At 65.1% G+C, this 23,579-nt stretch carries 21 protein-coding genes; 8 read left to right on the plus strand and 13 right to left on the minus strand.

Annotated elements, in window-relative coordinates; genetic code table 11:
- Positions 1–32: 32 nt before the first annotated feature.
- The 3 genes from M2375_RS11800 (at position 33) to M2375_RS11810 (ending at position 2,933) form a co-directional block, all read left to right on the plus strand.
- Positions 33–986, plus strand: coding sequence for a tripartite tricarboxylate transporter substrate-binding protein (locus tag M2375_RS11800; RefSeq protein WP_259167726.1), 954 nt, complete (start codon positions 33–35; stop codon positions 984–986).
- 69 nt (positions 987–1,055) lie between these two features.
- Positions 1,056–1,937, plus strand: a complete 882-nt coding sequence (locus M2375_RS11805; protein ID WP_259166862.1) for a CoA ester lyase — start codon at positions 1,056–1,058, stop codon at positions 1,935–1,937.
- A gap of 120 nt (positions 1,938–2,057) precedes the next feature.
- Complete coding sequence (locus M2375_RS11810; protein WP_259166863.1) at positions 2,058–2,933, plus strand: hypothetical protein; 876 nt, start codon at positions 2,058–2,060, stop codon at positions 2,931–2,933.
- 64 nt (positions 2,934–2,997) lie between these two features.
- Here M2375_RS11810 and M2375_RS11815 read toward each other — a convergent pair whose 3' ends face one another.
- The 4 genes from M2375_RS11815 to M2375_RS11830 form a co-directional block, all read right to left on the minus strand.
- The gene (locus tag M2375_RS11815; RefSeq protein ID WP_259166870.1) at positions 2,998–3,936 is read right to left on the minus strand and encodes a tripartite tricarboxylate transporter substrate binding protein; all 939 of its coding nucleotides are present in this window, start codon (positions 3,934–3,936) and stop codon (positions 2,998–3,000) included.
- A gap of 110 nt (positions 3,937–4,046) precedes the next feature.
- Positions 4,047–5,624, minus strand: coding sequence for a class I adenylate-forming enzyme family protein (locus M2375_RS11820; protein ID WP_259166873.1), 1,578 nt, complete (start codon positions 5,622–5,624; stop codon positions 4,047–4,049).
- A gap of 23 nt (positions 5,625–5,647) precedes the next feature.
- The gene (locus M2375_RS11825; protein WP_259166874.1) at positions 5,648–6,601 is read right to left on the minus strand and encodes a tripartite tricarboxylate transporter substrate binding protein; all 954 of its coding nucleotides are present in this window, start codon (positions 6,599–6,601) and stop codon (positions 5,648–5,650) included.
- 189 nt (positions 6,602–6,790) lie between these two features.
- On the minus strand, positions 6,791–8,095 hold the full coding sequence (locus tag M2375_RS11830; protein WP_259166875.1) for a Glu/Leu/Phe/Val dehydrogenase: 1,305 nt from the start codon (positions 8,093–8,095) through the stop codon (positions 6,791–6,793).
- Between the two features lie 210 nt (positions 8,096–8,305).
- Between M2375_RS11830 and M2375_RS11835 the strand changes: the two genes are divergently transcribed.
- The gene (locus M2375_RS11835) at positions 8,306–9,088 is read left to right on the plus strand and encodes a fumarylacetoacetate hydrolase family protein (protein ID WP_259166878.1); all 783 of its coding nucleotides are present in this window, start codon (positions 8,306–8,308) and stop codon (positions 9,086–9,088) included.
- Between the two features lie 76 nt (positions 9,089–9,164).
- Here the strand turns inward: M2375_RS11835 and catC are convergent, their stop codons facing one another.
- From catC to M2375_RS11880, 9 genes are all read right to left on the minus strand, one after another.
- Entirely contained in the window at positions 9,165–9,449 is a 285-nt protein-coding gene (gene catC, locus M2375_RS11840) for a muconolactone Delta-isomerase (RefSeq protein ID WP_259166883.1), read from the minus strand.
- Positions 9,450–9,614: 165 nt separating this feature from the next.
- Complete coding sequence (locus M2375_RS11845; protein WP_259166884.1) at positions 9,615–10,382, minus strand: hypothetical protein; 768 nt, start codon at positions 10,380–10,382, stop codon at positions 9,615–9,617.
- Positions 10,383–10,391: 9 nt separating this feature from the next.
- Entirely contained in the window at positions 10,392–11,282 is an 891-nt protein-coding gene (locus M2375_RS11850; protein ID WP_259166886.1) for a YaiO family outer membrane beta-barrel protein, read from the minus strand.
- 18 nt (positions 11,283–11,300) lie between these two features.
- Complete coding sequence (wecB, locus tag M2375_RS11855; RefSeq protein WP_259166890.1) at positions 11,301–12,491, minus strand: non-hydrolyzing UDP-N-acetylglucosamine 2-epimerase; 1,191 nt, start codon at positions 12,489–12,491, stop codon at positions 11,301–11,303.
- The gene (locus M2375_RS11860) at positions 12,488–14,377 is read right to left on the minus strand and encodes a hypothetical protein (protein ID WP_259166899.1); all 1,890 of its coding nucleotides are present in this window, start codon (positions 14,375–14,377) and stop codon (positions 12,488–12,490) included. The genes wecB and M2375_RS11860 overlap by 4 nt, the downstream gene beginning before the upstream one ends.
- Positions 14,378–14,387: 10 nt before the next feature.
- Positions 14,388–15,377, minus strand: coding sequence for a hypothetical protein (locus tag M2375_RS11865; RefSeq protein ID WP_259166902.1), 990 nt, complete (start codon positions 15,375–15,377; stop codon positions 14,388–14,390).
- Positions 15,374–16,327: a hypothetical protein gene (locus tag M2375_RS11870; protein ID WP_259166904.1), complete on the minus strand. Its 954-nt coding sequence runs from the start codon at positions 16,325–16,327 to the stop codon at positions 15,374–15,376. Before M2375_RS11870 ends, M2375_RS11865 begins: the two co-directional genes overlap by 4 nt.
- Positions 16,324–17,769, minus strand: a complete 1,446-nt coding sequence (locus tag M2375_RS11875) for a glycosyltransferase family 2 protein (protein ID WP_259166907.1) — start codon at positions 17,767–17,769, stop codon at positions 16,324–16,326. Before M2375_RS11875 ends, M2375_RS11870 begins: the two co-directional genes overlap by 4 nt.
- A 461-nt stretch (positions 17,770–18,230) precedes the next feature.
- Complete coding sequence (locus M2375_RS11880; RefSeq protein ID WP_259166909.1) at positions 18,231–18,998, minus strand: enoyl-CoA hydratase; 768 nt, start codon at positions 18,996–18,998, stop codon at positions 18,231–18,233.
- A gap of 164 nt (positions 18,999–19,162) precedes the next feature.
- On the opposite strand from M2375_RS11880, the gene M2375_RS11885 reads away from it, so the two are divergent.
- The 4 genes from M2375_RS11885 (at position 19,163) to M2375_RS11900 (ending at position 23,493) form a co-directional block, all read left to right on the plus strand.
- Positions 19,163–19,801, plus strand: coding sequence for a YjfI family protein (locus M2375_RS11885; RefSeq protein ID WP_259166919.1), 639 nt, complete (start codon positions 19,163–19,165; stop codon positions 19,799–19,801).
- A gap of 40 nt (positions 19,802–19,841) precedes the next feature.
- Positions 19,842–20,546: a PspA/IM30 family protein gene (locus tag M2375_RS11890; RefSeq protein WP_259166923.1), complete on the plus strand. Its 705-nt coding sequence runs from the start codon at positions 19,842–19,844 to the stop codon at positions 20,544–20,546.
- Between the two features lie 89 nt (positions 20,547–20,635).
- The gene (locus tag M2375_RS11895) at positions 20,636–21,319 is read left to right on the plus strand and encodes a ubiquinone biosynthesis protein UbiH (RefSeq protein WP_259166929.1); all 684 of its coding nucleotides are present in this window, start codon (positions 20,636–20,638) and stop codon (positions 21,317–21,319) included.
- Positions 21,320–21,402: 83 nt separating this feature from the next.
- Positions 21,403–23,493: a flotillin family protein gene (locus M2375_RS11900; RefSeq protein ID WP_259166930.1), complete on the plus strand. Its 2,091-nt coding sequence runs from the start codon at positions 21,403–21,405 to the stop codon at positions 23,491–23,493.
- Positions 23,494–23,579 lie beyond the last annotated feature (86 nt).

Consider the following 23,579-nt stretch of genomic DNA (forward strand, 5'->3'; position numbering starts at 1 on the left):
GCTTGCTCAATTCGACGGCCGTCGCCGCCCTGATGGCCTGTGCCGGCCTGGGCCTGCACCTCAACGCCCAGGCGGAGGACTGGCCGACCAAACCGGTGGTGATGGTGGTGCCCTACTCGGCCGGTGGCCCCACCGATGTGGTGGCCCGCATGCTGGCCATTCCGATGGGCAAATCGCTGGGCCAGACGGTGGTGGTGGAAAACACCGTGGGCGCGGGCGGCACCATTGCTCCGGCCCGCGTGGCCCGGGCCAAGAACGATGGCTACACCATCCTGATCCACCACATGGGCATGGCCACCGCGCCATCCTTGTACAAAAAGCTGCCCTACGACCCGCTGAAGGATTTTGAGTACATCGGCCAGGTGCTGGATGTGCCGATGACCCTGCTGTCGCGCAAGGACTTTCCGGCCAACAACTTCCAAGAGCTGCTGGCCTATGTGAAGGCCAACCAGGACAAGGTCTCGCTGGCCAATGCCGGCATTGGTGCGGTCTCGCAGCTCTGCGGCATGCTGTTTGCGTACCAGGCCGGCGTCAAGCTCACCACCGTGCCCTACAAGGGTGCGGGCCCGGCCATGAATGACTTGATGGGCGGCCAGGTCGATCTGCTCTGCGACCAGACCACGCAGACCGCACCGGTCATCAAGGACGGCAACCGAGTCAAGGTGTTTGGCGTGACCACGCCCCAGCGCCTGACTGCCATGCCGCAGATCCCCACGCTCGACGAGCAGGGCTTGAAGGGCTTTGACGTCAAGGTCTGGCACGGCATGTATGCCCCCAAGGGCACGCCGGCCGAGGTGGTTGCCAAGATCAACACCGCCCTGAATGTGGCCTTGAAGGACCCCGTGGTGGTGCAGCGCATTGCCGATTTGAGCAGCGAGCTGGTCACGCCGGACCGCGCCACGCCGCAAAGCCTCAAGACCCTGCTGGAATCTGAAGTCAAGCGCTGGAACACAGTGATCAAGGCGGCGGGTGTGACGGCTGAATAAGGCCGATAGCGAAGAAGCAGACAGGGGCCTTTGGGCCCCTGCGTTTTGACAAACGGAAGATCGATGGACATGACTCTCAACACGCACCCGCTGGCCAGCGCCACCTCCTGGCTGTTTGTACCGGCCAGCCGCCCCGAGCGCATTGCCAAGGCCTTGGCCAGTGGGGCAGATGCGGTGATCGTGGACCTGGAAGATGCGGTGGCACCGCAGGACAAGGAGGGTGCACGCAGCGCCCTGCTGGCCGCCTTTGGCCAGCTGCAGGCGGCAGAGCGCAGCCGGGTGCTGGTGCGCATCAATGCCCATGGCACGCCCTGGTTTGATGGCGATGTGCTGGCACTGGCGCAGCTGGTGGCGCAGGGCGCTGCTGGCGTGGTGCTGCCCAAGGCCGAGGCGGCCGAAGCGATGGCGCTGCTGCTGCCCGCGCTGGGCACGCAAGGGGTGCTGGTGCCCATCATCGAATCGGTGGCCGGCCTGCATGCCATCGATGCCATTGCCGGCGCACCGCGTGTGCTGCGTCTGGCTTTTGGCCACCTGGATTTTCAGGTGGATGCCGGCATGGCCTGCGCCGAAGACGAGAGCGAGTTGGTGCCCGTGCGCCTGGCGGTGGTGCTGGCCGCGCGCCGTGCCCAGCTGCCCGCGCCCATCGACGGGGTGACGGTCAATACCCAGGAGGCAGCCGTGGTGCAGGCCGATGCGGCGCGTGCGTTGCGCGGTGGCTTTGGCGGCAAGCTCAGCATCCACCCGATGCAGGTGGCGCCCATCAATGCGGCCTTTGCGCCGACGGATGCGCAGCTGCAGCGTGCCCAGCAGGTGCTGGCGGCCGCCGAGGCCGCGCAAGGCGGGGTTTGCGTGGTGGAGGGCCGCATGGTTGATGCGCCGGTGATTGCACTGGCCCACAAGACCTTGCAGCGCCACCAGCAGGCCCAGCAGCGCCTGCAAAGCGTTTCCTGAAAAGCGCTCTGCGCGGGGTGCCGGGCAGGACACTTTCTGACACAGACCTCCGCAATCTCGTCGATATACTCCCTGCACTACCGCGCCGCAGTGGCGGCGCAACGACCACAGGAGTCCGACATGTTCAAATTCAAGCACACGATTGCCTGGGCCGCCTTGGCCCTGACCGGCATGGCCCAGGCCTATGTGCCGCAAGGCGGCACCTGGATCATCTCTGATGAAGTCAACGGTCGGCCCGGCCGGGGTTTTGCCGTTGATGTGCAAAACGACGTGCTGGTGATGCAGGTTTATGCCTATGAAAGCAGCGGCCAGCCCACCTTCTACATGGCCACCGGGCGCCTGAATGACAACAGCGAGCTGACGACCACCTTAGGCCGTTTCGAAGGCGGCCGTTTCCTGGGCAGTGGCGATCGCAGCGGTGTGGAGCGCGGCAGCCCCGGCAATGTGCGCATCCGCTTTGTCAGCGGCACCCTCGGCTACATCACCCTGCCGGGTGAGGGCGAGAAGGAAATCAAGCGTTACCAGTTTGGCTATGACAACTCGCCCGCCTCCCTGCTGGGCCTGTGGAGCCTGGTCTATGGCGACAGCAACGGCAATATCGAGACCGAGACCATGCAGCTGACCCGCATCACCGGCGGCTCGTCGTTCGGCAGCGGCATGACCGTGTCCTACGATGGTCTGTTCGCCTGTGAGCAGATCATCCGCGGCGCGGACACCGGCAAGACCCAGTGCGTGAAAATGCGCAGTGGCACATCGAGCGAATCGGTGCGTGCCTTCTGGATGAACTTCAGCGTCAACCAGGGCGAAGGGGATTGGAACAACACCCGCAACTCCGGTGCTGGCGCGCTGTATGCCAATCGCCTGATGCAGAACTCGGGCCGCATCACCGGCCTGCTGCGCAAGGTGACTCCGGACGCTGGCAGCGAGCAGGGCAACAACGACGAGGCGCTGCGCGCTGCGCTGGAAGCCCAGGCCACCGCGCGCCAAAGCCGCTGATAGCGTTTGCTACCCCCACAAAAATGCCTTGGCTTGCCAGGGCATTTTTTATGCGTCCGCGCTCTTACTCGATGCGTGCGCCAGTGGCTTTGACCACTGCGGCCCAGCGCGTCATCTCGCGCTCAATATGGGCGCCCAGCGCCTCCGGCGTGGAGCCCACCGGCTCATAGCCGCTGGCCGCCAGCTGCGATTGCAGCGCCGGGTTTTGCAGCGCGGTCGCAATCTCGCGGCTGAGCTTGCCAGTGACCTCGGCCGGGGTGCCTGCCGGGGCGATCACCGCATACCAGCCGTTGATGTCAAAGTCCTTGATGCCCTGCTCTTGCACCGTGGGGATTTCTGGCGCCAGCGCCGAGCGTTTGGCGCTGGTGACGGCCAGCGCATGGAGCTTGCCGCTGCGCACATGTGGGATCGAGGTGGAGATGCTGTCAAAGGTCAGGTCGATATCGCTGGCCAGCATGGCATTGACCACGCCAGCGCTGCCCTTGTAGGGCACATGGGTCATCTTGACGCCGGCCGTGCTGGCAAACAGCGCGCCGGCCAGGTGGCCGGTATTGCCATTGCCGGCTGAGCCATAGGTGAGACGCTCCGGCGCTGCCTGGGCGGCCTTGACCAGCTCGCCAATGTTCTTGGCCTGCAGCTTGCTGCTGCCCACCACAATCATCGGCAGATTGGCCACCAAGGAGACAGGCGCAAAGTCCTTGCGGGTGTCATAGGGCAGCTTGGGGTAGAGGCTGTCATTGATGGCGTGCGCGGCCAGCACCATCAGCACCGTGTAGCCATCGGGCTTGGCGCGCGCCACATACTGCGAGGCCAGGGTGCCGCCCGCGCCGGGCTTGTACTCCAGCACCACCGGCTGGCCCAGCTGCTGCTGCAGTTGCATGGCCAGCGGCCGGCCCAGCAGATCGGCGCTGCCGCCCGGCGGGTAGGGGATGACCAGCTGGATCGGCTTGGTCGGCCAGGATGCTGCATGGGCCGTGCCCGCCAGCAGCGTGCTGCTGGCCACAACCCAACAGGAGAGCAGACCAGCCAGCTGTCTGCGCCGGGTGGAAGTAGGGTGGCGATGGTTCAAGTTGTGTCTCCTGGTCTTGTTGTGGGTCGGGCGTTGGCTGGCGGTCAGGCTACGGGCTGGCTGGTCTGGCTCGCATACAGCGTGCGCAGCTCGCGCTTGAGCACCTTGCCGATCTCGCTGCGCGGAAGCTGGGTGTGGATGACCAGGTCGGCCACGCGCTGGGTCTTGCCCACGCGGCTGTTGAGCCACTGCTGCAGCTCGGCCGGCTGGGGGCTGCTGCCGGGCTGGGGCACCACATAGGCGACGGGGCTCTCGCCCCAGGCCTCAGACGGCACACCGATCACCGCGCACTCACGCACCTCGGGGTGCTGCAGCATCACGGCCTCGATATCGCTGGGGTAGACGTTGAAGCCGCCGGTGATGATCATGTCCTTCTTGCGGTCGCCCAGCACGATGAAGCCATCGGCATCCATCTGGCCCACATCGCCGCTGCGGATAAAGCGCTCGCCGCTGGGGCTGATCCACTCGGCCTCGCGGGTCTTGTCGGGCTGGCGGTGGTAGCCGGTCATCATGCCGGCCGAGCGGCCGACGATCTCGCCCTGCGCGCCTTGGGGCAGCTCCTGGCCGTCCTCGTCGATAAAGCGCAGATCGGCGTCAGGACCGGCGCGGCCGACGGTGTGCAGCTTGTCGGGGAACTGGTGGCAGTGCAGCTCGCAGCGCACGCCCCCTTCGGTCATGCCGTAGTACTCGATCAGGCGGCCAGGCCAGCGGCGCAGCACCTCGGCCTTGAGCGTGGTCTTGAAGGGCGCGCTGGTGCAGAACTTGTGCTGCAGCAAGTGCAGATCGGTCTGGTCAAACGCCGGGCAGTCGAGCAGGCGCTGGTACTGCACGGGCACCAGCATGGTGTGGGTGGCGCGCTCCTGCTGGGCCAGCTGCAGGTACTGGGCCGCGTCGAACTTGCGCATCAGCACCAAGGTGCCGCCCAGCGCCAAGGTGGGCAAGGCTGCCACCAAGGTGGTGTTGGAGTACAGCGGCGTCGCGCACAGCGATACCGCATCAGGCCCATAGCCGTTGGTGACCGCGCGGTTCACATGCGACCAGCGCATGCCCCAGCTTTGCACAATGCCCTTGGGCACGCCGGTGGTGCCCGAGGAGTAGATCAGGTTGAACGGCCACTGCGGCGTGGGCTGCACGGGTTGGGGCTCCTGGCCGGCGGGCACCTGGGCCAGCCAGTCGCTCCAGGGCGTGCCTGCCTGCGTGGCATCGTCCAGCGCGATGCAGGGGCGCTCCGCCGTGCTGGCCAGGGGCCATTGGGCGGCGACCTCGGCATCGCGCAGCAGCAGCTTGGCCTCGGCGTTGTCCAGCATGGCGCTCAGGTGCTCAGCCGTAGCAGAAGGGGCCAGCGGTGCCACCACCACACCGGCCTGCAGGGCGCCCAAATAGGCCAGCACATAGGGCACCGAGCTGCTGGCGCAGATGGCGACCACATCGCCGGCTTGCAGGCCTTGCTGCTGCAGCGCGCACGCGGCCTGGCGCATGCCTTGGGCCAGCTGGTCGTAGTTCAGGCGCGTGGCGCCCAGCACCAGGGCGGTGTGCTCGGGGCGCTCCTGGGCCTGGGCCAGAACCATGGCGGGGATGGAGCCAAAGGGCTGGGCGAGTTGGAAAGAAGAGGTGTCAGACATACCAAAAAAACGAGCGAAAAAAATCAGTCCAGGGACAGGTTGGCGGCGCGGACAATCTCGGCCCAGCGCTTGCGCTCCTGCGCGATAAAGGCATCGTGCTCGGCCGCCGTCTCGCCGCCGGGCACACCGCCTAGCTCGGCAAAGGTGCGGCGGATGTCGGCGCTTTGCAGTGCCTCATGGGCTGCCTGCTGCAGGCGGTTGACGATGGCGTCAGGCGTGCCAGCGGGGGCCAGCAGGTCAAACCAGGCGGTCACATCCATGGCCACACCGGCCTCGCGCATCGTGGGCACATCGGTCAGCTGGGCCGAGCGCTCGCGGCTGGTAATGGCCAGGGCCCGGAACTTGCCCGACTGGATGTGCGGCATCGAACTGGGCAGGTTGTCGATCATGAAATCGGTCTGCTGGCCCAGCAGCGCGGTGACGGCCGGTGCCGCGCCGCTGTGGGGCACCAGGGTCACATCCAGCCCGGTCTGCTGGCGGAACAGCTCGGTGGACATATGCGGCGACTGGCCCACGCCCGAGGTGGCAGCGGTCAGCGGCTTTTGCTTGCCCAGGGCCACGAGCTGCTGCACGTTCTGGATGGGGGAGTTGGCATGCACCACCAGGATGTTGGGCACCGAGATCACATTGGTGATGCCGCGCAGGTCGTTGGGGCCGTAGGCCAGCTTTTTGTACAGGCTGAAGTTGATCGCGACCGGGCCGATATTGCCCATCAGCAGGGTGTAGCCGTCGGGCTTGGCCCGCGCCACATAGCCGGTGCCGATGCTGCCGCCGCCACCGGCCTTGTTCTCGACGATAACGCTGGTCTTGAGGGATGGGCCCATTTTCTGGGCCAGCAGGCGCGCGGCGATATCGGTGGTGCCACCCGCAGCGGCGGGCACGACGATGGTGATGGGGCGGGACGGCCAGTCAGCCGCCAGCGCTAGCAGCGGTGAAAGCAGCAAAGCCGCAAGGGTGCGGCGGCGTGCAATGCGCATGGCGATGTCTCCGTATTTATGCTTAGGCGTTCACCATAGGCAGTCGCGCTGGCGGGCGTGATGGGGTTTGCCTGCACAAGGGCGGATTGGGCCTTCGCACTTGCGAAAGCCATGCTTTGCGGGTGTGAAAGCAGGGCGCAAAAAAAAGCGGCCCGAAGGCCGCTTGCAATACGTGGAATAGCGCTGACTTTATGGGTACAGACCGCGTGCTTCGCGCGCATGCAGAATGCGGCGGCAGGCGATGATGAAGGTGGCGGTACGCAGGGAGACCTTGTTCTCTTGCGCGACTTGCCACACAGCGGCAAAGGCTTCTTGCATGATGCGCACCAGGCGGGCGTTGATCTCGTCCTCGCTCCAGAAGAAGCTGGAGAAATCCTGCACCCATTCGAAGTAGCTCACCGTCACGCCGCCGGCGTTGGCAATCACATCGGGCAGTATCAGCACGCCCTTGTCGTTCAGGATGTCGTCAGCTTCGGTGGTGGTCGGGCCATTGGCGCCCTCGATCACCATCTTGGCCTTGATCTTGCCGGCGTTCTTGGCATTGATCTGGCCTTCCAGGGCTGCAGGGATCAGGATGTCGCAGTCCACGGCCCAGAAGTCGTCGGTGGCCATCTTGTCGGCGCCCTTGAAGCCGCCCACGCCGCCGGTGTTGGCCACATGCTCCAGCAAGGCGGTGACATCCAGGCCCTTGGCGTTGAAGATGGTGCCGGTGTGGTCTTGCACGGCCACGACGATGGCGCCGGCATCAGCAAACAGCTTGCCTGCCGTGCCGCCCACGTTACCAAAGCCTTGCACGGCGACCTTGGCGCCTTGCAGTGCCAGGCCGGAGAGCTTGGCGGCCTCGACGCCCACGGTGAACACGCCGCGGCCGGTGGCCTCGACACGGCCCAGCGAGCCGCCCAGATCGATGGGCTTGCCGGTGACCACGCCCGTAGCGGTGGCGCCGGTGTTCATCGAGTAGGTGTCCATCATCCAGGCCATGATCTGGCCGTTGGTGTTCACGTCGGGTGCCGGGATGTCCTTGGACGGGCCGATGAACAGGCCGATTTCGCTGGTGTAGCGGCGGGTCAGGCGTTCGAGCTCACCCCTGGACAGGGTCTTGGGATCGACGCGGACACCGCCCTTGGCGCCGCCGTAGGGCACGTTCACAGCGGCATTCTTGATTGACATCCAGGCCGACAGGGCCATGACTTCGGACAGGGTCACATCCTGGTGGAAGCGCACACCGCCTTTGCCCGGGCCTCGGCTCAGGTTGTGCTGCACGCGGTAGCCTTCAAAGTGGGCGATCGTGCCGTTGTCCATCTCGATGGGCACATCCACAATCAGCGCACGCTTGGGGCGCTTGAGCGTCTCGACCCAGCGGGCCAGCGAGCCCAGGTAAGGCGTGACGCGGTCGACCTGCTGCAAGTAGTTGCCCCAGGGGCCCAGGTGCTTGGGGTCGAGGTACGAAGGCAGCGCGTGTTGCGCTACGGCGGGAGTGCTGTTGGACGGCATACGATCCATGCGGTTGAAAAGGTCTGCACAGCTTAAATCCGCTCTATAGCCCTTGTCCAAGGCCAGATGATTCAAATCTAATGCATTTTTTGCATAACCATGCTTGGACGCTGCTTACATCTAGCGTCTTTGCTGCCGTGACAGGGGCGGGCGCCCCTGTCCGTTACGCTATGCAGAATTTGCGTACTTACACTTTCGGAAACGATCGCCATGCACCCCGCTGATACCGCTTCGACCTTCCAACCCGCCGCACTGGCCCAGGCGCTGCAGACCGCCACCTCGGCCGGCACTGCTATCGATGCAGGCGGCTGGCCCGCCAGCCTGACGCCCGCTGACATCACAGCCGTACACCGCGAGCGCGCCCTGCGCTGGGGCGATGCCGACCAGGCGCCGCTGTACTGGAAATCCGGCGGCCCCAGCCGCAGCCAGCCTTTGGGCCATGCGCCCTTGCCGCCCCAGGGGGTGCATGGCGGCGGCGCCGATTTGCGCGCCACGCCCTTCTTTTTGCGCGGCATTGAGGCGGAGATTGCGCTGCGCCTGGGCGAGCCGGTGGATGCCGCCACAGCCGCCGCACTGGATGGCGCGAGCGCCGCCCGGCTGGTCGAGGCCATGGCCGTGAGCATCGAGATTGTGGATTCGCGCTGGCAGCAGCAACTGCAGGCGCCCGCTGCCTTGAAGGCTGCGGACCTGCTTTGCCATGGCGCGCTGGTGCTGGGCGCGTGGCAGCCTTACCGCGTGGTGGAGGGTGCCGCGCAGCGCTGCACGGTGCAGATCGGTGCGCAGCCTGCCCAGCATTTTGCAAACAGCTACGGCTTGCAGGACCCGGCCTGGCTGTTGCCGCAGTGGCTGCGCTACGCCACCGCACACTTTGGCAGCCTGCGCGCCGGCACCGTGGTGACCACGGGCAGCTGGTGCGGCCTGTTGCAGGCCGCGCCTGGCGATGCGGTGCTGGTGCAGTTTGACGGTATGGGCGAGCTGCGCGTGCAGCTGTGAGCCTGGGAACGCAAAACGCACACCGTTTTGGGTGTGCGTTTTGCAGCAGCGGGCCGGCCAGTGCTGGCCGTGGCGCTCAGTTCTGGGCGATGGCCGAAGGGTGCTGGGCCAGCGGCGTCACCGCGATCTTCATGTAGGGGAACAGCGGCAGGCCCTGCAGCAGGCTGTGGAGCTCATCGTTCGATGCCACGTCGAACACGCTGTAGTTCGCATACTCGCCCGCCACGCGCCAGATGTGTTGCCAGCGGCCATCACGCTGCAGATCTTGCGAATAGGCCTTCTCGCGGGCCTTGATTTCTTGGGCCTGCTCTGCGGGCAGGTCATGGGGAATGTTCACATCCATGCGAACCAGGTACAGCATTGTTTTCTCCTTGGAAGCGCCGCCATGCCGCCCGTGCCGGTCATGCAACGCCAATGGTCGATAGGTGGGTGTTGGCCATGCGGGCATGGCAACAGCGCATTGTCCGCCCAGGTGGAAGCCAACAGGGTCTCGTCGGCTAATTGTTGCCCTGGAAACCAGTTGCCCTCATGCGCCGCCATGCTCCGGCGCCGGTGCAAAGCTCATGAACAGGCCGTAGATGCCCAGCTGGGCCGCAATCTGCGGCAAAAAGCTGAACAGCATGTAGAGCGGAACGGCAACCAGCAGGCTGCATTGCTGGGCCAGCCAGGCAAGGGACGCGGCCTGCAGCGGAATGCTGACCACCAGCATCAGCAAGCCGGTGAGGGTGGCAGCCACCTTGTGCAGCACGGGGATCGGGAAGATATAGAGCACCAGCGCATGCACAGCGGGCAGCAGCCAGAGCATGGCCAGCCCCATGTCCAGGATGTTATCGGCCAGCAGGCGGTTGACGTCGCTCACGGCCAGTGCTGGCAGAAATTCATAGGACAGCAAACCGACCATGCCCAGCAAAGCGACGATGCGCAAGCCGTAAATCAAGGGAAGGCGCTCGCGAGAGAGCACAAAGGACAGCACCATGAGGCCGATGCACATGAGGGCCCCGCCCCACCATTGCCACAGATTGGGCGGCGGCACATAGAACTGGGTGCGCACCACCTCGATCGGCACCCCGAGCAGTGAGGTGGTCTTGACCTGCACCCCGTCGCTGCTGCCCAGGCCCAGGTGCGGCCAGGCCCAGGCCAGCGCATCGGCCCACTGGTGCATCAGCAGCGGCGCTGCATGCCACAGCACCAGCCAGAAGGCCAGCAGCAGCACCAGCAGCTGGGCGCTGTGCTGCCAGGTCCAGATATAGCTTCTGAGCCCGCGGTGCTGGCGGGTCATGCGCAAAGGGGCCATGGCCTTGCCTTAGAAGTCGAAGAACACCGCAGCGCTGACGCCCTTGCGGTTGTAGTAGGGGTTGCGGTAGAACTGGCCGCCCACCAGGTAGCCCCAGTCCTTGCCCAGCCACTGGCGCCACTGCAGGCTCAGCTCGGTCGATTGGAAGCCGACCTGGTCGCCCGCGCCATTGGCGATGGCGCCGGTGGGCAGGTAGCCTTCCTTGCCGTGGTCGATGCGGGCGGTGAAGTAGTGCTGCTTTTCGCGGCCCATGGTCAGCGCGGCAAAGCCCCGGTAGCCCTCGACCGAGCCGGGGTTGGATTTGTTGTAGACCAGGCCGCCTTCGCCCACCCAGTCCTTGGTCGAGTAGTAGGCGACCGAGGCGGTGATGCCGGTGTCGCGGTGGATGCCATCGCGGCTGGCCGATTTCATCAGCGCCAGGCCGGTCACCCATTGCTGGCTCTCGGTCCACTTGCGGTAAATGGCGATGTCACCCCGGTACTTGTTCTGGAAGTCGGCCGAGCCGGAGCTGGCACCCACCGACACATACCACCAGGGCGAGAGCGTGTGGGTGAGTGACAGCGCGCCCACCGTGCCGCGCTCGTCGAAATGGCGCTGGCTGGACAGGTCCCAGTTCAAGGTGGTGCCGGGCTTGAGGCCGACATTGCCGCGCACGAACTGCTCGTTCCAGTTGCTGTTGCCGCCGGTCAGGCTGGAAAAACCCATGCCCACGTCGACACGGCCCCGGCGGCCGGGTTCGAAGTCTGCGGCTGGCGCATCGGTGGCAGTGGGCGGCGCGGCAGGTGGGGTGGCGACCGTGGTGCTGGGCGTGGCATCAGCGGCCTGGGCCAAGGCCAGGACGGGTGCCAACAAGGCAGCGGCGCTCAAGGCCAGGGTGGTGGGGATGGTGCGTGTTTTCATGGTCTTCTTCTGGAGGTGTCAGGCGGAGGTTGGTTGCAGATAGCGGGCAATGGCGGCGGCAATCTGCAGGCCACTGCTGCCATCTCCAAACGGGTTGTCGGGGGTGCTGGGGGGCAGGCCAGGCAACTGGCCCGTGGCCAGCACATGGCTGGCCGCCGAGAGAATGCGCTCGGCCCCGGTGCCCACCAGCAGGCCGGCGCCGCAGGTGATGACTTCGGGGCGTTCGGTCACATCGCGCATCACCAGCAGGGGCTTGTGCAGGGACAGGCCTTCTTCCTGGATGCCGCCGGAGTCGGTCAGCAGCAGCTGGGCGGCGTCCATGATCTCGACCATGGGCGCGTAGTCCAACGGGGCCGTCAGGCGCCAGCGGCGCTGCACATCGGCGGGGCTGGCGGCATGCACGCCGCGCACCACCTGCTGCACCAACGGGTTCAGGTGCAGCGGCCAGATCACAGCGGCATCGGGGTGCTGCGCCAGCAGGCGGGCCACCGATTGGGCAATCTCCGCCATGGGTTCGCCCCAGTTCTCGCGCCGGTGGGCCGTCACCAGCACCAGCTGGCGCAGACCGCTGTCGATGAACCACTGGTAGTCCGGGTTGGCCACCGGCTGGCCGGCAGCGCGCTGGGTGCGCACATGGTGGGCGGCCAGCAGCACGGCATCCACCACGGTGTTGCCCACCACCGAGATCTCGCCGGGCACGTTTTCCTTCTCCAGGTTGTCGCGGGCCTGGCCGGTGGGCGCAAAGTGCCATTGGCTCACGCGGCCGATCAGGCTGCGGTTGATCTCTTCGGGGAAGGGCTCGGCAATGCGGCCCGAGCGCAGGCCCGCCTCGACATGGCCGACGGGAATCTGCAGGTAGGCGGCGGCCATGGCGCCCATTGCGGCGCTGCTGGTGTCGCCATGCACCAGCGCTACGGCCGGCTTGAGGCTGGCCAGGGTGCTGCCGATGGCGGCCATCAGCTCGCTGGACAGCGCGGGCAGGGTCGCGACTTCGCGCTTGAGGCGGATCACCTCTTGGGGCGCGATGCCGAAAAACGCATACAGCGGCCAGGCCATTTCTTCATGCTGGCCGGTGTGCAGCACATGGGTGGTGATGCCGCGCTGGCGCAGGGCCAGCACCACGGGCGCCATCTTGATGATTTCTGGGCGGGTGCCCATGATGGCGACCACGGAGGACGGGGAGGGAGGGGAGGGAGGGGAGGAGGTCATGGTTGGCGACGCAGTTCTAGGCGCAGTTGTGTACCGCCTTGCGCCCGCACCAGCCAGGCATCCTCGGTGCTTTGCACCTGGGCCTGGCCATCGCGCACGCGCACGGCTGCATATTTTTTCTTGGGCAGGGTCCAGGCCATTGATGCCAGGGACTGGGGATGGCTGGCGCTCAGCAGCTCCTCGCCGCCCTGGGCCTGCACAGACCATTGCACCTGGGCACGGCGGCTTAGAAAGTCGGCCGCCTCGCCCATCGAGATGAACTGGCACTGCCTGCGATCGACGCAGGCCTGCACGCTGTCGATATAGGCCTTGACGGCTGGCAGGTAGCCGACGGCGCCAATGGGGTGGAAGTAGCTCAGGCGAATGCTGCGGGTCTGCTCGATAAAGCGCGCCAGCTGCTGCAGCCACTGGCCGAATTCCTCGGTGGGCATGTTCTGGAACGAGGCTTCCTCGGCCGAGGCCACCTGGCCATAGGTCAGCACCGGAAAGGCCCAGGCCTTGTCGATGTGGCGCGTGCCCAGCCACAGCCGCGTGGGCGGCATGCCCACGTTGGCCACCGTGTAATAGGCTTGCACGCCGTGCTCGGCCATCCAGTCATAGGTCCACAGCGGCTGGTTGCCATTGGGGGCCGAGTATTCCCTGGGCACCTGGCCCTGGTTGGCCTGGGTGACGGAGGCATTGTTCAGATCGAGAAACGGCATGAACTCGTCGCCATTGCTGTCGCTCGCCAGCTGGCCGAAATAGTTGTGGATCCAGCCGCCGTGGTTGCCGATGCTGTGGCCCTGGCTGCGCAGTTTCAGGATCATCTGCTGGGCCTCGTTGTTGTAGTCCAGGTCCATGCCCAGGCCATCGCCTTGCACATTCACATCCGGGCCAGCGGTGAAGTGCATGGACTGGTGGCCGTGGTCAAAAATACCGGCCTGCTGCAGCTCGCGCAGAAAGCCGATGGCCTTGCCGTCGTCGTTGTGCCAGTTCAGCACCAAGGCGCCAATGCCATTGGGCGAGGCGAGCAGCGCCGGCTGCACTACCACCTGCTGGGCAAAGTAGGCTAAAAAGCCATGCAGAAAAATGCCGTCGGTGCGCTGCAGCAAATAGGTCAGCGGCAGGTTGACGAACATGGCCTGGCCCTGGCCCCAGCGGTGGACGCTGGCCACCACATCGCCATTGCTCGACTGCAGCAGCACTTGCAGGCCGTTGGGCCGGTCGGTTTTCAGCACCGTAAAGCGCTGTGAATCCTTGGTGTAGCCGGCAATGAAGCTGGGGAACGCGGGCTCTTGCACTGCCAGGTCGGCGGCATCGATGGCGGTGAGCTTGGCCGCGGCCTTGGCGTCCAGGTAGCGCCCGGGGGGTATGCCCAGCAGCTCCATGGTGGCCGGTGCGCCCCGGATTTCCTCGTAGTCGGACAGTTGGTCCTGGTAGGTGTCGTAGTCGCCATAGCGCACGCCGAGCATGGCCGACAGGCGCGAGCTGCCCCGGTTGTAATAGCCGCGCTCATCGAGCAGGCCGCCGTCTTGCACCACCATGGCCTGGCCACCGGCATGCACCACATCGATCAAGGTCTGCAGCGCGGCGTCCGAGATATTGCGGTGGAAGGTGTCGGGCACGATCACCGCCTGCTGCGCCGCAGGAGCGCCGTAGTGGATGCCACGCATCCACTCGCTGATGGGCAGCGGGCTGAGCAGTACCCCACGTTCGCGGGCGGCCTCACGCCAGATCTGCACCTGGGGCGCATTGGCGGGCATGGCGTCGGGAATCAGCAAGCTGAGGGTGGCGTAGTGCTGGCTGGCCTGGAGGCTGCGCGACTGGTGCCAGGCCATGGCGGCCAGCACGCACAGCACGGCCGCTGCGCCGACCAGCCACTTTTTCCAGCGAAGTTGCATGTTCATGGTGTCACCCTCAGGGGTTGGCAACAGGTCCGGCAGCTGGCGCAAACGGGCACTGCGCGGCAATGCCCGTGTGTGCCAGCGACTGGTCGATCATCGCATCCAGCACCGTCCAGCCCACGCTGGGCTGGAAGGGCCGCAGCGATGCGCGCCAGCAGGCGGCCTGGATCGGTGCGGTCTGGCGCATTTTCCATGCAACCAGGCCCCATGCATAGTGGTCTTCGCTGCGCGACAGCCAGGCGCTGCCATGCTGGGCCAGCCATTGGGCGGTGGCGCGGTCGGATTCGGCTGCGGAGATCACCCCGGTTTGCCACAGGTAGGCGCTGGCCAGGGTGTGGGGGTAAAAGCGCGGGCGGTCGTACTCGGGCAGCGCAGGCTTCCAGGCGCTGCCATCGCGGAACTGGCGGCGCATGGCCGCTGCCAGCTGCTTGGAGCGGGGGCCGGCCTGCGCGCCTTCGGTGGCGCGCAAGGCTTCGTAGACCTCGATGTTGTCCATCAGGTAGTACAGCTCGGTATCCAGCAAGGCTTTGTAGAGCTGGTTCTTGGGGTTGCGCAGGCGCGCAAGCAGTTGCTCGCTGCGTGCCATTGCCTGCTGGGCTGCCGCCTGCTGCCCGCTGGCCAGCCATTGTTTTTGCGTGGCGTAGTGCAGCATCTCGATGGTGGTAGCCGCCATCGAGTCATCGGCATCGGCGCCCATGCAGTTGCGCCAGGCCTTGTCGGCCGTGGGGCAAAAGCGGTCAAAGCCGCCATCCTTGCGCTGGCGAGGCAGCAACCAGGCCAGCCACTGCTGCAGCTCGGTCTGCAGTGGCGCATCGGCCTGCAGCGCAATGATGAAGCCCTTGTTGATGAAATACGGATCCACCACCTGGCCGCCCAGGGTGCTGTAGTAGGCGCCGTCACCCGTGGCAAAGGCGGCCAGTGCTGGTGGCTCGGCTGTTTGCGCCGCGCCCAGCGCCTGCCAGGCCATGGCCGCCGAGGCGATCCAGAGATTGCGTTTTTTCATAGCACCACCTGTCCGGAACGTACGGCCGCAATACTGCCATAAACCCGCACACTGGCCTGCAGCGCAATCGACCAGGCCGAGACGCTGCTGGGGCACTGCTTGCTGCCCACCTGGCTCTCGGGGCCCAGTTGCAGGCGCTTGCCGGCACACAGCGGGCCTTCGACATAGTTGTTGCCCTTGGTCTGCAGGTCGCCCAGCACAAACAGGGCGCCTTGCACACAGGCACCCTTGGCCAGGCTGGCATTGCCATGCACCTTGATATGGCCGACGACCACGGTCATCTCCTCCATCCAGAGGTTGCCCGTGACCACCAGGCCGCCTTGCACCACGCTGCCCGCAGCAATGCGCAGATCGCCTTCGTGGCGCTTTTGCAGCTCCGTCAACGGCATGCCGTTGCCCAGTTCGGGCAGCGGAAAGTGGAGCGAGCGCTTGAGTGGCCAGGTGAAGACGCAGTTGGCTGCCAGGCGAAAAAAGCGGGTGCCCGGTGCCAGCACGATATGGCGCTCGGCGCTGGTCAGGCGCGCCAGCTGCACGGGACCCAGGCAGTGGATGCTTTTGGCATGCAGCACGCGCTGCACGCTGCTGTTGGCCTGCAGCTCGACCATATCGCTGGAGACCAGCGCGCGCAGCTGGGAGCGAAAGCCGATCACCAGCGGCTGCCCGGTCTTGGCCATCAAACGGCCCTGGCCGCGCGGCACCATCAGGCGCCCCTGGTCATCGAGGCGCCATTGCGCGACACGGGGCATGGCTTCCAGCAGGCCCAGCTGCTCGGCCATGCGCTGCGCCGCATAGTCAGTGCGGCCGTTGTCCAGCGGGTCGATGGCCAGGGCATCGGCATCGCTGCGCGAGTACAGCTCGCGCAAGGCGGGCAGCAGCGGCAGCAAAAAAACCAGAGCGGTCACCACCAGCCACATGCTGCCAAACAGCAGCGGAGAGGAGGGGGCGTTCATACGCGGGCTTCAGGCAGGGCAGGCGAGACGGGCACAGCGGGCGCCTGGCGGTAGCGCACGGTCTTGTCCCATTTGAATTGGCGCTTGAACAGCTTGTCGAGCAGCAGGCCGTCGATTGTGGCCTTGGAGACGGCAATCATGCTGACGACAAAACCAGTTAACAGCAGTGGCAAGAGGCGCAGGCGGCGCTGGTGGCCGTCAAGGTGCACGGCAGCGGCCACTTCAAAGAAGGCGGCAAAGTTGCCCACGCAGGCAAAGCCCGTGGCAATCAGCAGCATCAGCAGCGCAATGTTCACGTTGGCGCCGATGCCGTAGCCGGTGACCGTCAACACCAGCGCCAGCAACCAGCCCAGCAGCAGGATGGGCGACATCAGGAACACACCCAGCAGCGCAATACCGTCGACCCGCTCCATCCAGCGCAGGCCCTTGCGGGTCAGCATCTCGGTGCCCAGCTTGGTCATCACCTGGTTGTGGCCCTTGGCCCAGCGGCTGATCTGGCGAAAACGCACGGCCCAGCTCTCAGGCACTTCCTCATAGCATTCGGCGTAGCCCAGGTAGGCGGTTTGCCAGCCTTTGAGCAGCAGGCGGTAGGTCAGGTCGGTGTCCTCGGCCAGCACTTCGGGCGTCCAGCCGCCCACATCCTGCAGTGCGCTCAGGCGGATACCGCCCACTGTGCCGCCATATTGCGCCACAGCGCCCAGGTTGTAGCGGGCCTGCTGGTCCACCTGGTAGCCGCCAGAGCGCTCCAGATCCAGCAGCCGGGTGAGCAGGTTCACGCCCGCATTCTGCGGCACCACACGCCCCATAACGGCGCCCACCTCGGGATCAAGAAAGGGAGCCACCAGCTGCTTGATGATTTTCTTGCCCGGCAGGTAGTCGGCGTCGAACACCACGATCAGCTCGGACTGGCCCCGGGCCTGGACGATGGCCGTGGCATCGGCCAAGGCGGCAGCTTTGCCTGGGGGCCCTTCCTGGCGGTGAAACAGCTGCAGCCGGCCGGGGTGGCGGTCGGCATAGCCGTCGATGATCTGGCGTGTGCCGTCGGTCGAGCGGTCATTGACCGGCATGATCGTCAGGCGCTCGCGTGGGTAGTCCACATCCAGCAGGGCCTCGATGCAGCCGGAGATCACGGCCTCTTCGTTGTGCGCTGCAATAAAAACGGTGATGTGCGGCCAATGCGCCTGCTCAATACCGGCATACAGCGGGCGCTGGCGGGCAAACAGGCGGTTGAGGGTGAAGGCGTAGTGGCGAAAGGTGTAGAGCGCTTCCAGCGCAACAATCAGCAGCAGGGCAGCCAGGCACAGGCCCAGACCCCAGGTGGCCCAGCTGATGCTGGCCAGGCCCGAATGGAGAGGCTGGGCATCAGCCAGCAGCGGCATCAAACCCAGCACGGCTGCGCTGAGGATGGGGGCCTGAAGACGGGGTGCTGGATGCGATGGCATGGTGATTGATAGAAAAAAGTTCTTACAACTTGAGATTCGATTATATCAATCGACATTAATGCCTGAATAGTGTTTCAATAGGTATCCGAGTAAAAAGTAAGTGTTTATTAACGTCTAAGGTAATGGCTATCAAGCCTCACAGAAAAATCTATCCAGTCCAAGTTACAAATTGATGCTTGATCTGTCAGTGATTTTTCTGGTTGTGCCCGCATCCAGGTGGTGGCCGGCGCTGTTTTTAGCCCCTTTGGGCAGGTTTTGGCCTGTGGCCATGGCGCCAAAAAATGGCAAAAAAAATACGTTGCCCCCGTTGCCACGGTGGGCATGTCGGCCAGACCAGCGCGGGCATGCGGCAGCGGGGTCGGCACCCAAGGGTGCGGCCGTGCAGTGCCAGAAAGCCAGCGCCGTGTGGCTAGGCGGGGTGGCGTGTATGCGCTGGGCGCTGGTGCAGCGCTAGCGGGGGCTCAGCGATGGCCAAACCGGGCCATATAGGCCTGGGGCTCGCCGGTTTTGAAGGCGTTGGCAAATTCCTGCACGCTGTCGTCGATGGCCTGGTCCAGCGACTGGCGCTCCCAGGCACGCAGCATGCGCTTTTGCTGGCGCAGCGCCTGCGGTCCATAGCCGGCCATCTGGCGGGCCAGGCGGTCGACTTCGTCGTCCAGCCGCTGCGGGGCGACCACCTGGTCCAGCAGGCCCCACTGCAGTGCCTGTGCGGCATCGATGTTGTCGCCGGTCAGCAGCAGCCACTGCGTGCGCGCGGCGCCAATCAGCCGGGGCAGCATGGCGGCATGGATCACCGAGGGGATGCCTACCTGCACCTCGGGCATGCCGCATTGCACGCGGTTGCTGGCAATGCGGATATCGCAGGCGCAGGCCAGCTCCAGGCCGCCACCCAAGGTCCAGCCCGGCAGGCGCGCAATCACCGGTGTGGGGAACTGGCGCGCCCCTTCGCAGACGCGGCGCAGCCGGGTGATGAAGGCGGCCGCATTGTCGGGGGTGAGTGCGCGCATCTCCTTGATATCGGCACCGGCAACAAAGGCCTTGTCGCCACTGCCGCGCAACACCAGCACGCGGATGCGCGCATCCTGCGCCAGGGTATCCAGCGCCTGGGCAAGCTCCTCCAAGACCGGCGACGACAGGATGTTGAGGCTGCCAGCGTTGCGGAAAGTCAAGGTGGCAACGCCGTTGTCTTGCAAGCTGGCGTGGGCGTGGTGCAGGTCGATCAGGTCCATGCGGCCATTGTGTGGATAGGCAGCGGTCAGGACGGTCTCAAGGGGGACAAACCGCCTGTACATGGCCTGAATGGGTCATGTAGCGCTATGATTTCAAAAGAAAATTTACATATTGAAACTATTACATGTACACATCACATGTGATGACTGCTATGGTGTCTCCCATGGAACAAAAAACATCAGCCCACTACCAGCGCCTGCACCGCCAACGGCTGCGGGAGCAGGGCCTGGTGAAAAAAGAAGTCTGGGTACTCCCGGAGTACAGCGCAGTCTTGCATCTGCTGGAGCGACAGATGCGCCAGCCGCATGCACAACCGGGTTCAATCGCCATCAACCACCAGGAGGGCAGCATGGAAAACAGCAAGCACCACTACCGCACGATTCACGCGCTGGCCGATGAGCTGCGCGCATCGGCGCTGGCCCGCGAGGGCAAGTTGCACATTGAGGTGTTCGACGGGGCCGAGGCCAGCGTCTTGGTTACCTTGACCGATTTTGGCGACCTGCCTGTGCATGTGGCCCTGTCGGGCGAGCAGCTGGTGGTCGAGGCCTTCTTGTGGCCCGCCAACCAGGTGCGCGATGGCGCCGGGCTCAATGCGCAGATCTTGCGCCTGCAAAAGCTGTTCCCGTTCACGACGATGGCGCTGGAGCCGCAGGCCCATGGTGGCGAAGGCTATGTGATGTTTGCCGCGATGCGGGGCAACAGCAGCACGGACGACATCCTGGCCGAGATCCTGATCCTGGCCGACAGCGTGATCCAGGCCACCGAAGCCCTGGCACCCTATCTGACGTTGGCGCAGGTCTGACGGACTGCAGGCCCACGACCCACAGTACAAGGAGAACATGATGACCGTATGGAACAAGCTGGTGACCGCCCTGCGGGGTGCCGCGCATGAAGCGGGCGAGACCGTGACCGACAGCCAGGCGCTGCGCATTCTGGACCAGGAGATCCGCGATGCCGACAACGACCTGAACCGCTCCAAGGAAGCGCTGGCCGAGATCATGGCCAAGCAAAAGCTGGCCGCGGGCAAGCTGCAGACCACGCAGGCCAAGATTACCGAGTACGAAGGCTATGCGCTCAAGGCGCTGGAAACCCAGGACGAGTCCCTGGCCTTGGAAGTGGCCGGCAAGGTGGCCTTGCTCGAAGCCCAGCGCGACGAAGAAGAGGCGCAGCTGAGCGCCTTCAGCCACAGCGTGGAGCAGCTGCGCGGCGCCATCCAGACGGCGCAGTCCCACATCAAGCGGCTCAAGCAGCAGACCGACACCGTCAAGGCCACCGAGAGCGTGCAGCGCGCCCAGGCCACCGTGGCGGGCCGCTATTCCGGATCGCAGTCGCGCGTGCAGACGGCGCTCGATTCGCTCGAACGCATCAAGCAAAAGCAGGCCGAGCGCGGCGCCCGCATGGAGAGCGCCGCCGAGCTGGCGCAAAGCAGCAGCGAAGACGCGCTCGACGCCAAGCTGCGCGCTGCCGGTATCACCGCCTCTGCGGGCAATGCGCAGTCCGTGCTGGAGCGCCTCAAGGCCCAGCGCAGCGGCGCCAAAGAGGGCTGATGGCGCAGGGCCCGGGCTGGCCCAATAACGTACAACAAGTGCGGCGCAGGCCTTAGCCAGCCGCTGCACACCAACAAGAGGGGTCTGCCATGTCGGCTTTTTTGCACTACGCACTGGGCTTTCCAACCTTCATCTTCGGTGCACTGCTGCTGTGCATGCTGCTGTACTGGCTGATCGCGCTGCTGGGCCTGGTAGAGACAGATTCGCTGGACCAGTGGCTGCTGTTTGATGGCAGCGACCATGCCCATGGCGTGGAGCATTCGGTCAGCGCGCTGGCCGGCCTGCTGCTCAAGGTGGGGCTGGGCGGCATTCCGGCCACCGTCATCCTGACGGTGTTGTTGCTGCTGTCCTGGCTGGCCTCCTATGTGCTCTGCCACCTGGTGCCCATGCCCGAGGGCTGGACCCTGATCAACCTGGTCAGCGGCAGCGTGCTGGCCGTGGCCGCGCTGGTGCTGGGCTTTGCCGCCACCGTCGTGCTGCTGCGGCCGCTGCGTGGCCTGGTGGCCCGCATTGCACCGCCTGAGACGCCCAAGGTGCTGCTGGGCCGCACGGGCCTGGTGCGCAGCGGGGTGGTCAATGCCAGCCAAGGCTATGGCAGCGTCGATGACGGCGGCGGCGGGCTCAATGTGCAAATGCGCTCGCCCGAGCGCGAGCTGCCGCGCGGCACCGAGATCGTACTGATCGAGCACCTGCCGCAGCACAACGCCTGGCGCGTGGTCAGCAAGGCCGAGTTTGACGGCAGCGAGATTCCGGGGTTGCACCCACCTGTTTGAGCCAAGGGAGCCGCTAGCGCGCAGGCGTGGCGGGCCCGCATTCGCCAAGTTTTTTTAAGACCGATATTGATAGGGAGATACGCATGAATATGGGAAATCTGGAGTGGTACATCGTCGCCGGGGTGGTGATCGGATCGATCTTCATCGTCATCCTGGGCCTGTTTGCCTTGGTCAAGGCCTTCTACATCAAGGTGCCCCAGGGCACGGCCTTGATCATCAACGACACCACTTCGCAGCCCAAGGTGAAGTTCACCGGCGGCATGGTACTGCCGGTGATCCACAAGAAGGAGTTCATGCGCATCTCGCTGATCACCTTGGAGATCGACCGCCGGGGCAAGGAAGGCCTGATCTGCCGCGACAACATGCGGGCCGACATCACCGTGGCCTTCTACCTGCGTGTCAACGAGACCCCGGAAGACGTGCTCAAGGTCGCCAAGGCCATTGGTGTGGACCGTGCCTCGGAAAAGGGCGCTGTCAACGAGCTGTTCAATGCCAAGTTCTCCGAGGCTTTGAAGACCGTGGGCAAGCAGATCGATTTTGTGAAGCTGTTCGAAAACCGCCAGGACTTTCGCGACCAGATCATCCATGTGATCGGCAACGACTTGAACGGCTATGTGCTCGAAGACGTGGCCATTGATTACCTGGAGCAGACCTCCAAGTCCTCGCTGGACCCGAACAACATTCTGGACTCCGAAGGTATTCGCAAGATCACCGAGCTGACGGCCAACCAGAACATCGTCACCAACGAGCTCGAACGCAATGCCGAGTTGGCCGTGACCAAGAAGAACGTCGAGACCAAGGAAGCCATGCTGGCGCTGGAGCGCCAGCAGGCCGATGCCGAAGCCCGCCAAAAGCGCGAGATCGCCACCATCCAGGCGCGTGAGCAGGCCGAGACCCAGAAGGTGCAGGAGGAAGAGCGCCTCAAGGCCGAGCAGGCCCGCATCCAGACGCAGGAGCAACTCGATATCCGCGAAGAAAACCGCCAGCGCGAGGTGGCGGTAGCGCAGCAGAACCGCGAGCGCGCGGTGGTGATCGAGATCGAGAAGGTCACCCGGGCCAAGGACCTGGAGGTGGTCTCGCGCCAGCGCGAAGTGGAGCTGCAGCGCATCGAGAAGGAAAAGGCCATCGAAATTGAGAAGGCCAGCATTGCCAACGTCATCCGCGAGCGCGTGGTGGTGGAGAAGGGCGTGGCCCAGGAAGAGGAACGCATCAAGGAAGTGCGCGTGGTGTCCGAGGCCGAGCGCATGAAGCAGGTGACCGTGCTGACCGCCCAGGCCCAGGCCGAAGAAGACATGGTGCGCCAGGTCAAGAAGGCCGAAGCTGATGAAACGGCATCGCGCCACAAGGCCATCGAGGTGACCACCTTGGCCCAGGCCGAGCTGGAGGCCGCCGGCAAGACCGCCGAGGCCAAGAAGAAGATGGCCGAGGCCATCGAGGTCGAGCGCGCAGCGCCCGGCCTGGCGGACGCCAAGGTGCGCGAAGTGACGGCTGCGGCCATCGAGCGCGAAGGCATGGTGCAGGCCAAGATCATTGCGGAAAAGCTCATCGCCCAGGCCAAGGGCGAAGAAGAAAAGGGCCTGGCCGAAGTGCGCGTGATCGAGGCCCAGGCCGATGCCAACGAGAAGCTGGGCCTGGCGGACGCCAAGGTGCTGGAAGAGCGCTTGATGGCGCAGGCCCGTGGTGAAGCCCAGGTGGGCAACACCAAGGCCGTGGTGACCCGCGATGTGGGCCAGTCCGAAGCCGATGTGCTGCGCGACAAGCTGTTCGCCGAGGCCAAGGGCCTGACCGAGAAATTTGCGGCGCTCGCCTCGCTGTCCGACCAGGCCCGTTCGCACGAAGAGTTCCGCATGCAGCTGGAGAAGAACTTCGAGCAGGCGCTGGCCGCCATCGATGCCAACAAGACCGTGGCGCAAGAGCAGGCCGAGGTGCTGTCGGCCGCGCTGTCCAAGGCCAATATCGACATCGTTGGCGGCGGTGGCGATTTCTTCAACAACTTTGCCAAGGCCTTGTCGGTGGGCAAGGCGGTCGAGGGCGTGTCTGCCAAAAGCCCCATCGTGCAGGAGCTGCTGCAGAAGTTCATCGGCGGCAAGGGCCTGCCCACGGATGCGCTGAGCAACCTGCTGGGCGGCGGCCAGGACAAGAAGAGCCTGCCGCCCTCGGCCACCGAGTCCTGATCCCAGGCCTGCGCCCCGCTGGGCTGCGCCCCGCGCGCCGCTGGCCGGTTCGGACTTTCTGGGCGCCTTCGCCCCCTTTCTTGGCA

The organism is Comamonas sp. BIGb0152 (genome assembly GCF_024809975.1).
In the GTDB taxonomy this organism is placed as follows: domain Bacteria; phylum Pseudomonadota; class Gammaproteobacteria; order Burkholderiales; family Burkholderiaceae_C; genus Comamonas.

Excerpts from the sequence above, each read along its gene's own strand:
- M2375_RS11800 (WP_259167726.1), top strand. The coding sequence starts at position 33 with ATGGCCTGTGCCGGCCTGGGCCTGCACCTCAACGCCCAGGCGGAGGAC.
- M2375_RS11805 (WP_259166862.1), top strand. The coding sequence starts at position 1,056 with ATGACTCTCAACACGCACCCGCTGGCCAGCGCCACCTCCTGGCTGTTT.
- M2375_RS11810 (WP_259166863.1), top strand. The coding sequence starts at position 2,058 with ATGTTCAAATTCAAGCACACGATTGCCTGGGCCGCCTTGGCCCTGACC.
- M2375_RS11820 (WP_259166873.1), bottom strand. The coding sequence starts at position 5,624 with ATGTCTGACACCTCTTCTTTCCAACTCGCCCAGCCCTTTGGCTCCATC.
- M2375_RS11825 (WP_259166874.1), bottom strand. The coding sequence starts at position 6,601 with ATGCGCATTGCACGCCGCCGCACCCTTGCGGCTTTGCTGCTTTCACCG.
- M2375_RS11830 (WP_259166875.1), bottom strand. The coding sequence starts at position 8,095 with ATGCCGTCCAACAGCACTCCCGCCGTAGCGCAACACGCGCTGCCTTCG.
- M2375_RS11835 (WP_259166878.1), top strand. The coding sequence starts at position 8,306 with ATGCACCCCGCTGATACCGCTTCGACCTTCCAACCCGCCGCACTGGCC.
- catC (WP_259166883.1), bottom strand. The coding sequence starts at position 9,449 with ATGCTGTACCTGGTTCGCATGGATGTGAACATTCCCCATGACCTGCCC.
- M2375_RS11845 (WP_259166884.1), bottom strand. The coding sequence starts at position 10,382 with ATGGCCCCTTTGCGCATGACCCGCCAGCACCGCGGGCTCAGAAGCTAT.
- M2375_RS11850 (WP_259166886.1), bottom strand. The coding sequence starts at position 11,282 with ATGAAAACACGCACCATCCCCACCACCCTGGCCTTGAGCGCCGCTGCC.
- wecB (WP_259166890.1), bottom strand. The coding sequence starts at position 12,491 with ATGACCTCCTCCCCTCCCTCCCCTCCCTCCCCGTCCTCCGTGGTCGCC.
- M2375_RS11860 (WP_259166899.1), bottom strand. The coding sequence starts at position 14,377 with ATGAACATGCAACTTCGCTGGAAAAAGTGGCTGGTCGGCGCAGCGGCC.
- M2375_RS11865 (WP_259166902.1), bottom strand. The coding sequence starts at position 15,377 with ATGAAAAAACGCAATCTCTGGATCGCCTCGGCGGCCATGGCCTGGCAG.
- M2375_RS11870 (WP_259166904.1), bottom strand. The coding sequence starts at position 16,327 with ATGAACGCCCCCTCCTCTCCGCTGCTGTTTGGCAGCATGTGGCTGGTG.
- M2375_RS11875 (WP_259166907.1), bottom strand. The coding sequence starts at position 17,769 with ATGCCATCGCATCCAGCACCCCGTCTTCAGGCCCCCATCCTCAGCGCA.
- M2375_RS11880 (WP_259166909.1), bottom strand. The coding sequence starts at position 18,998 with ATGGACCTGATCGACCTGCACCACGCCCACGCCAGCTTGCAAGACAAC.
- M2375_RS11885 (WP_259166919.1), top strand. The coding sequence starts at position 19,163 with ATGGAACAAAAAACATCAGCCCACTACCAGCGCCTGCACCGCCAACGG.
- M2375_RS11890 (WP_259166923.1), top strand. The coding sequence starts at position 19,842 with ATGACCGTATGGAACAAGCTGGTGACCGCCCTGCGGGGTGCCGCGCAT.
- M2375_RS11895 (WP_259166929.1), top strand. The coding sequence starts at position 20,636 with ATGTCGGCTTTTTTGCACTACGCACTGGGCTTTCCAACCTTCATCTTC.
- M2375_RS11900 (WP_259166930.1), top strand. The coding sequence starts at position 21,403 with ATGAATATGGGAAATCTGGAGTGGTACATCGTCGCCGGGGTGGTGATC.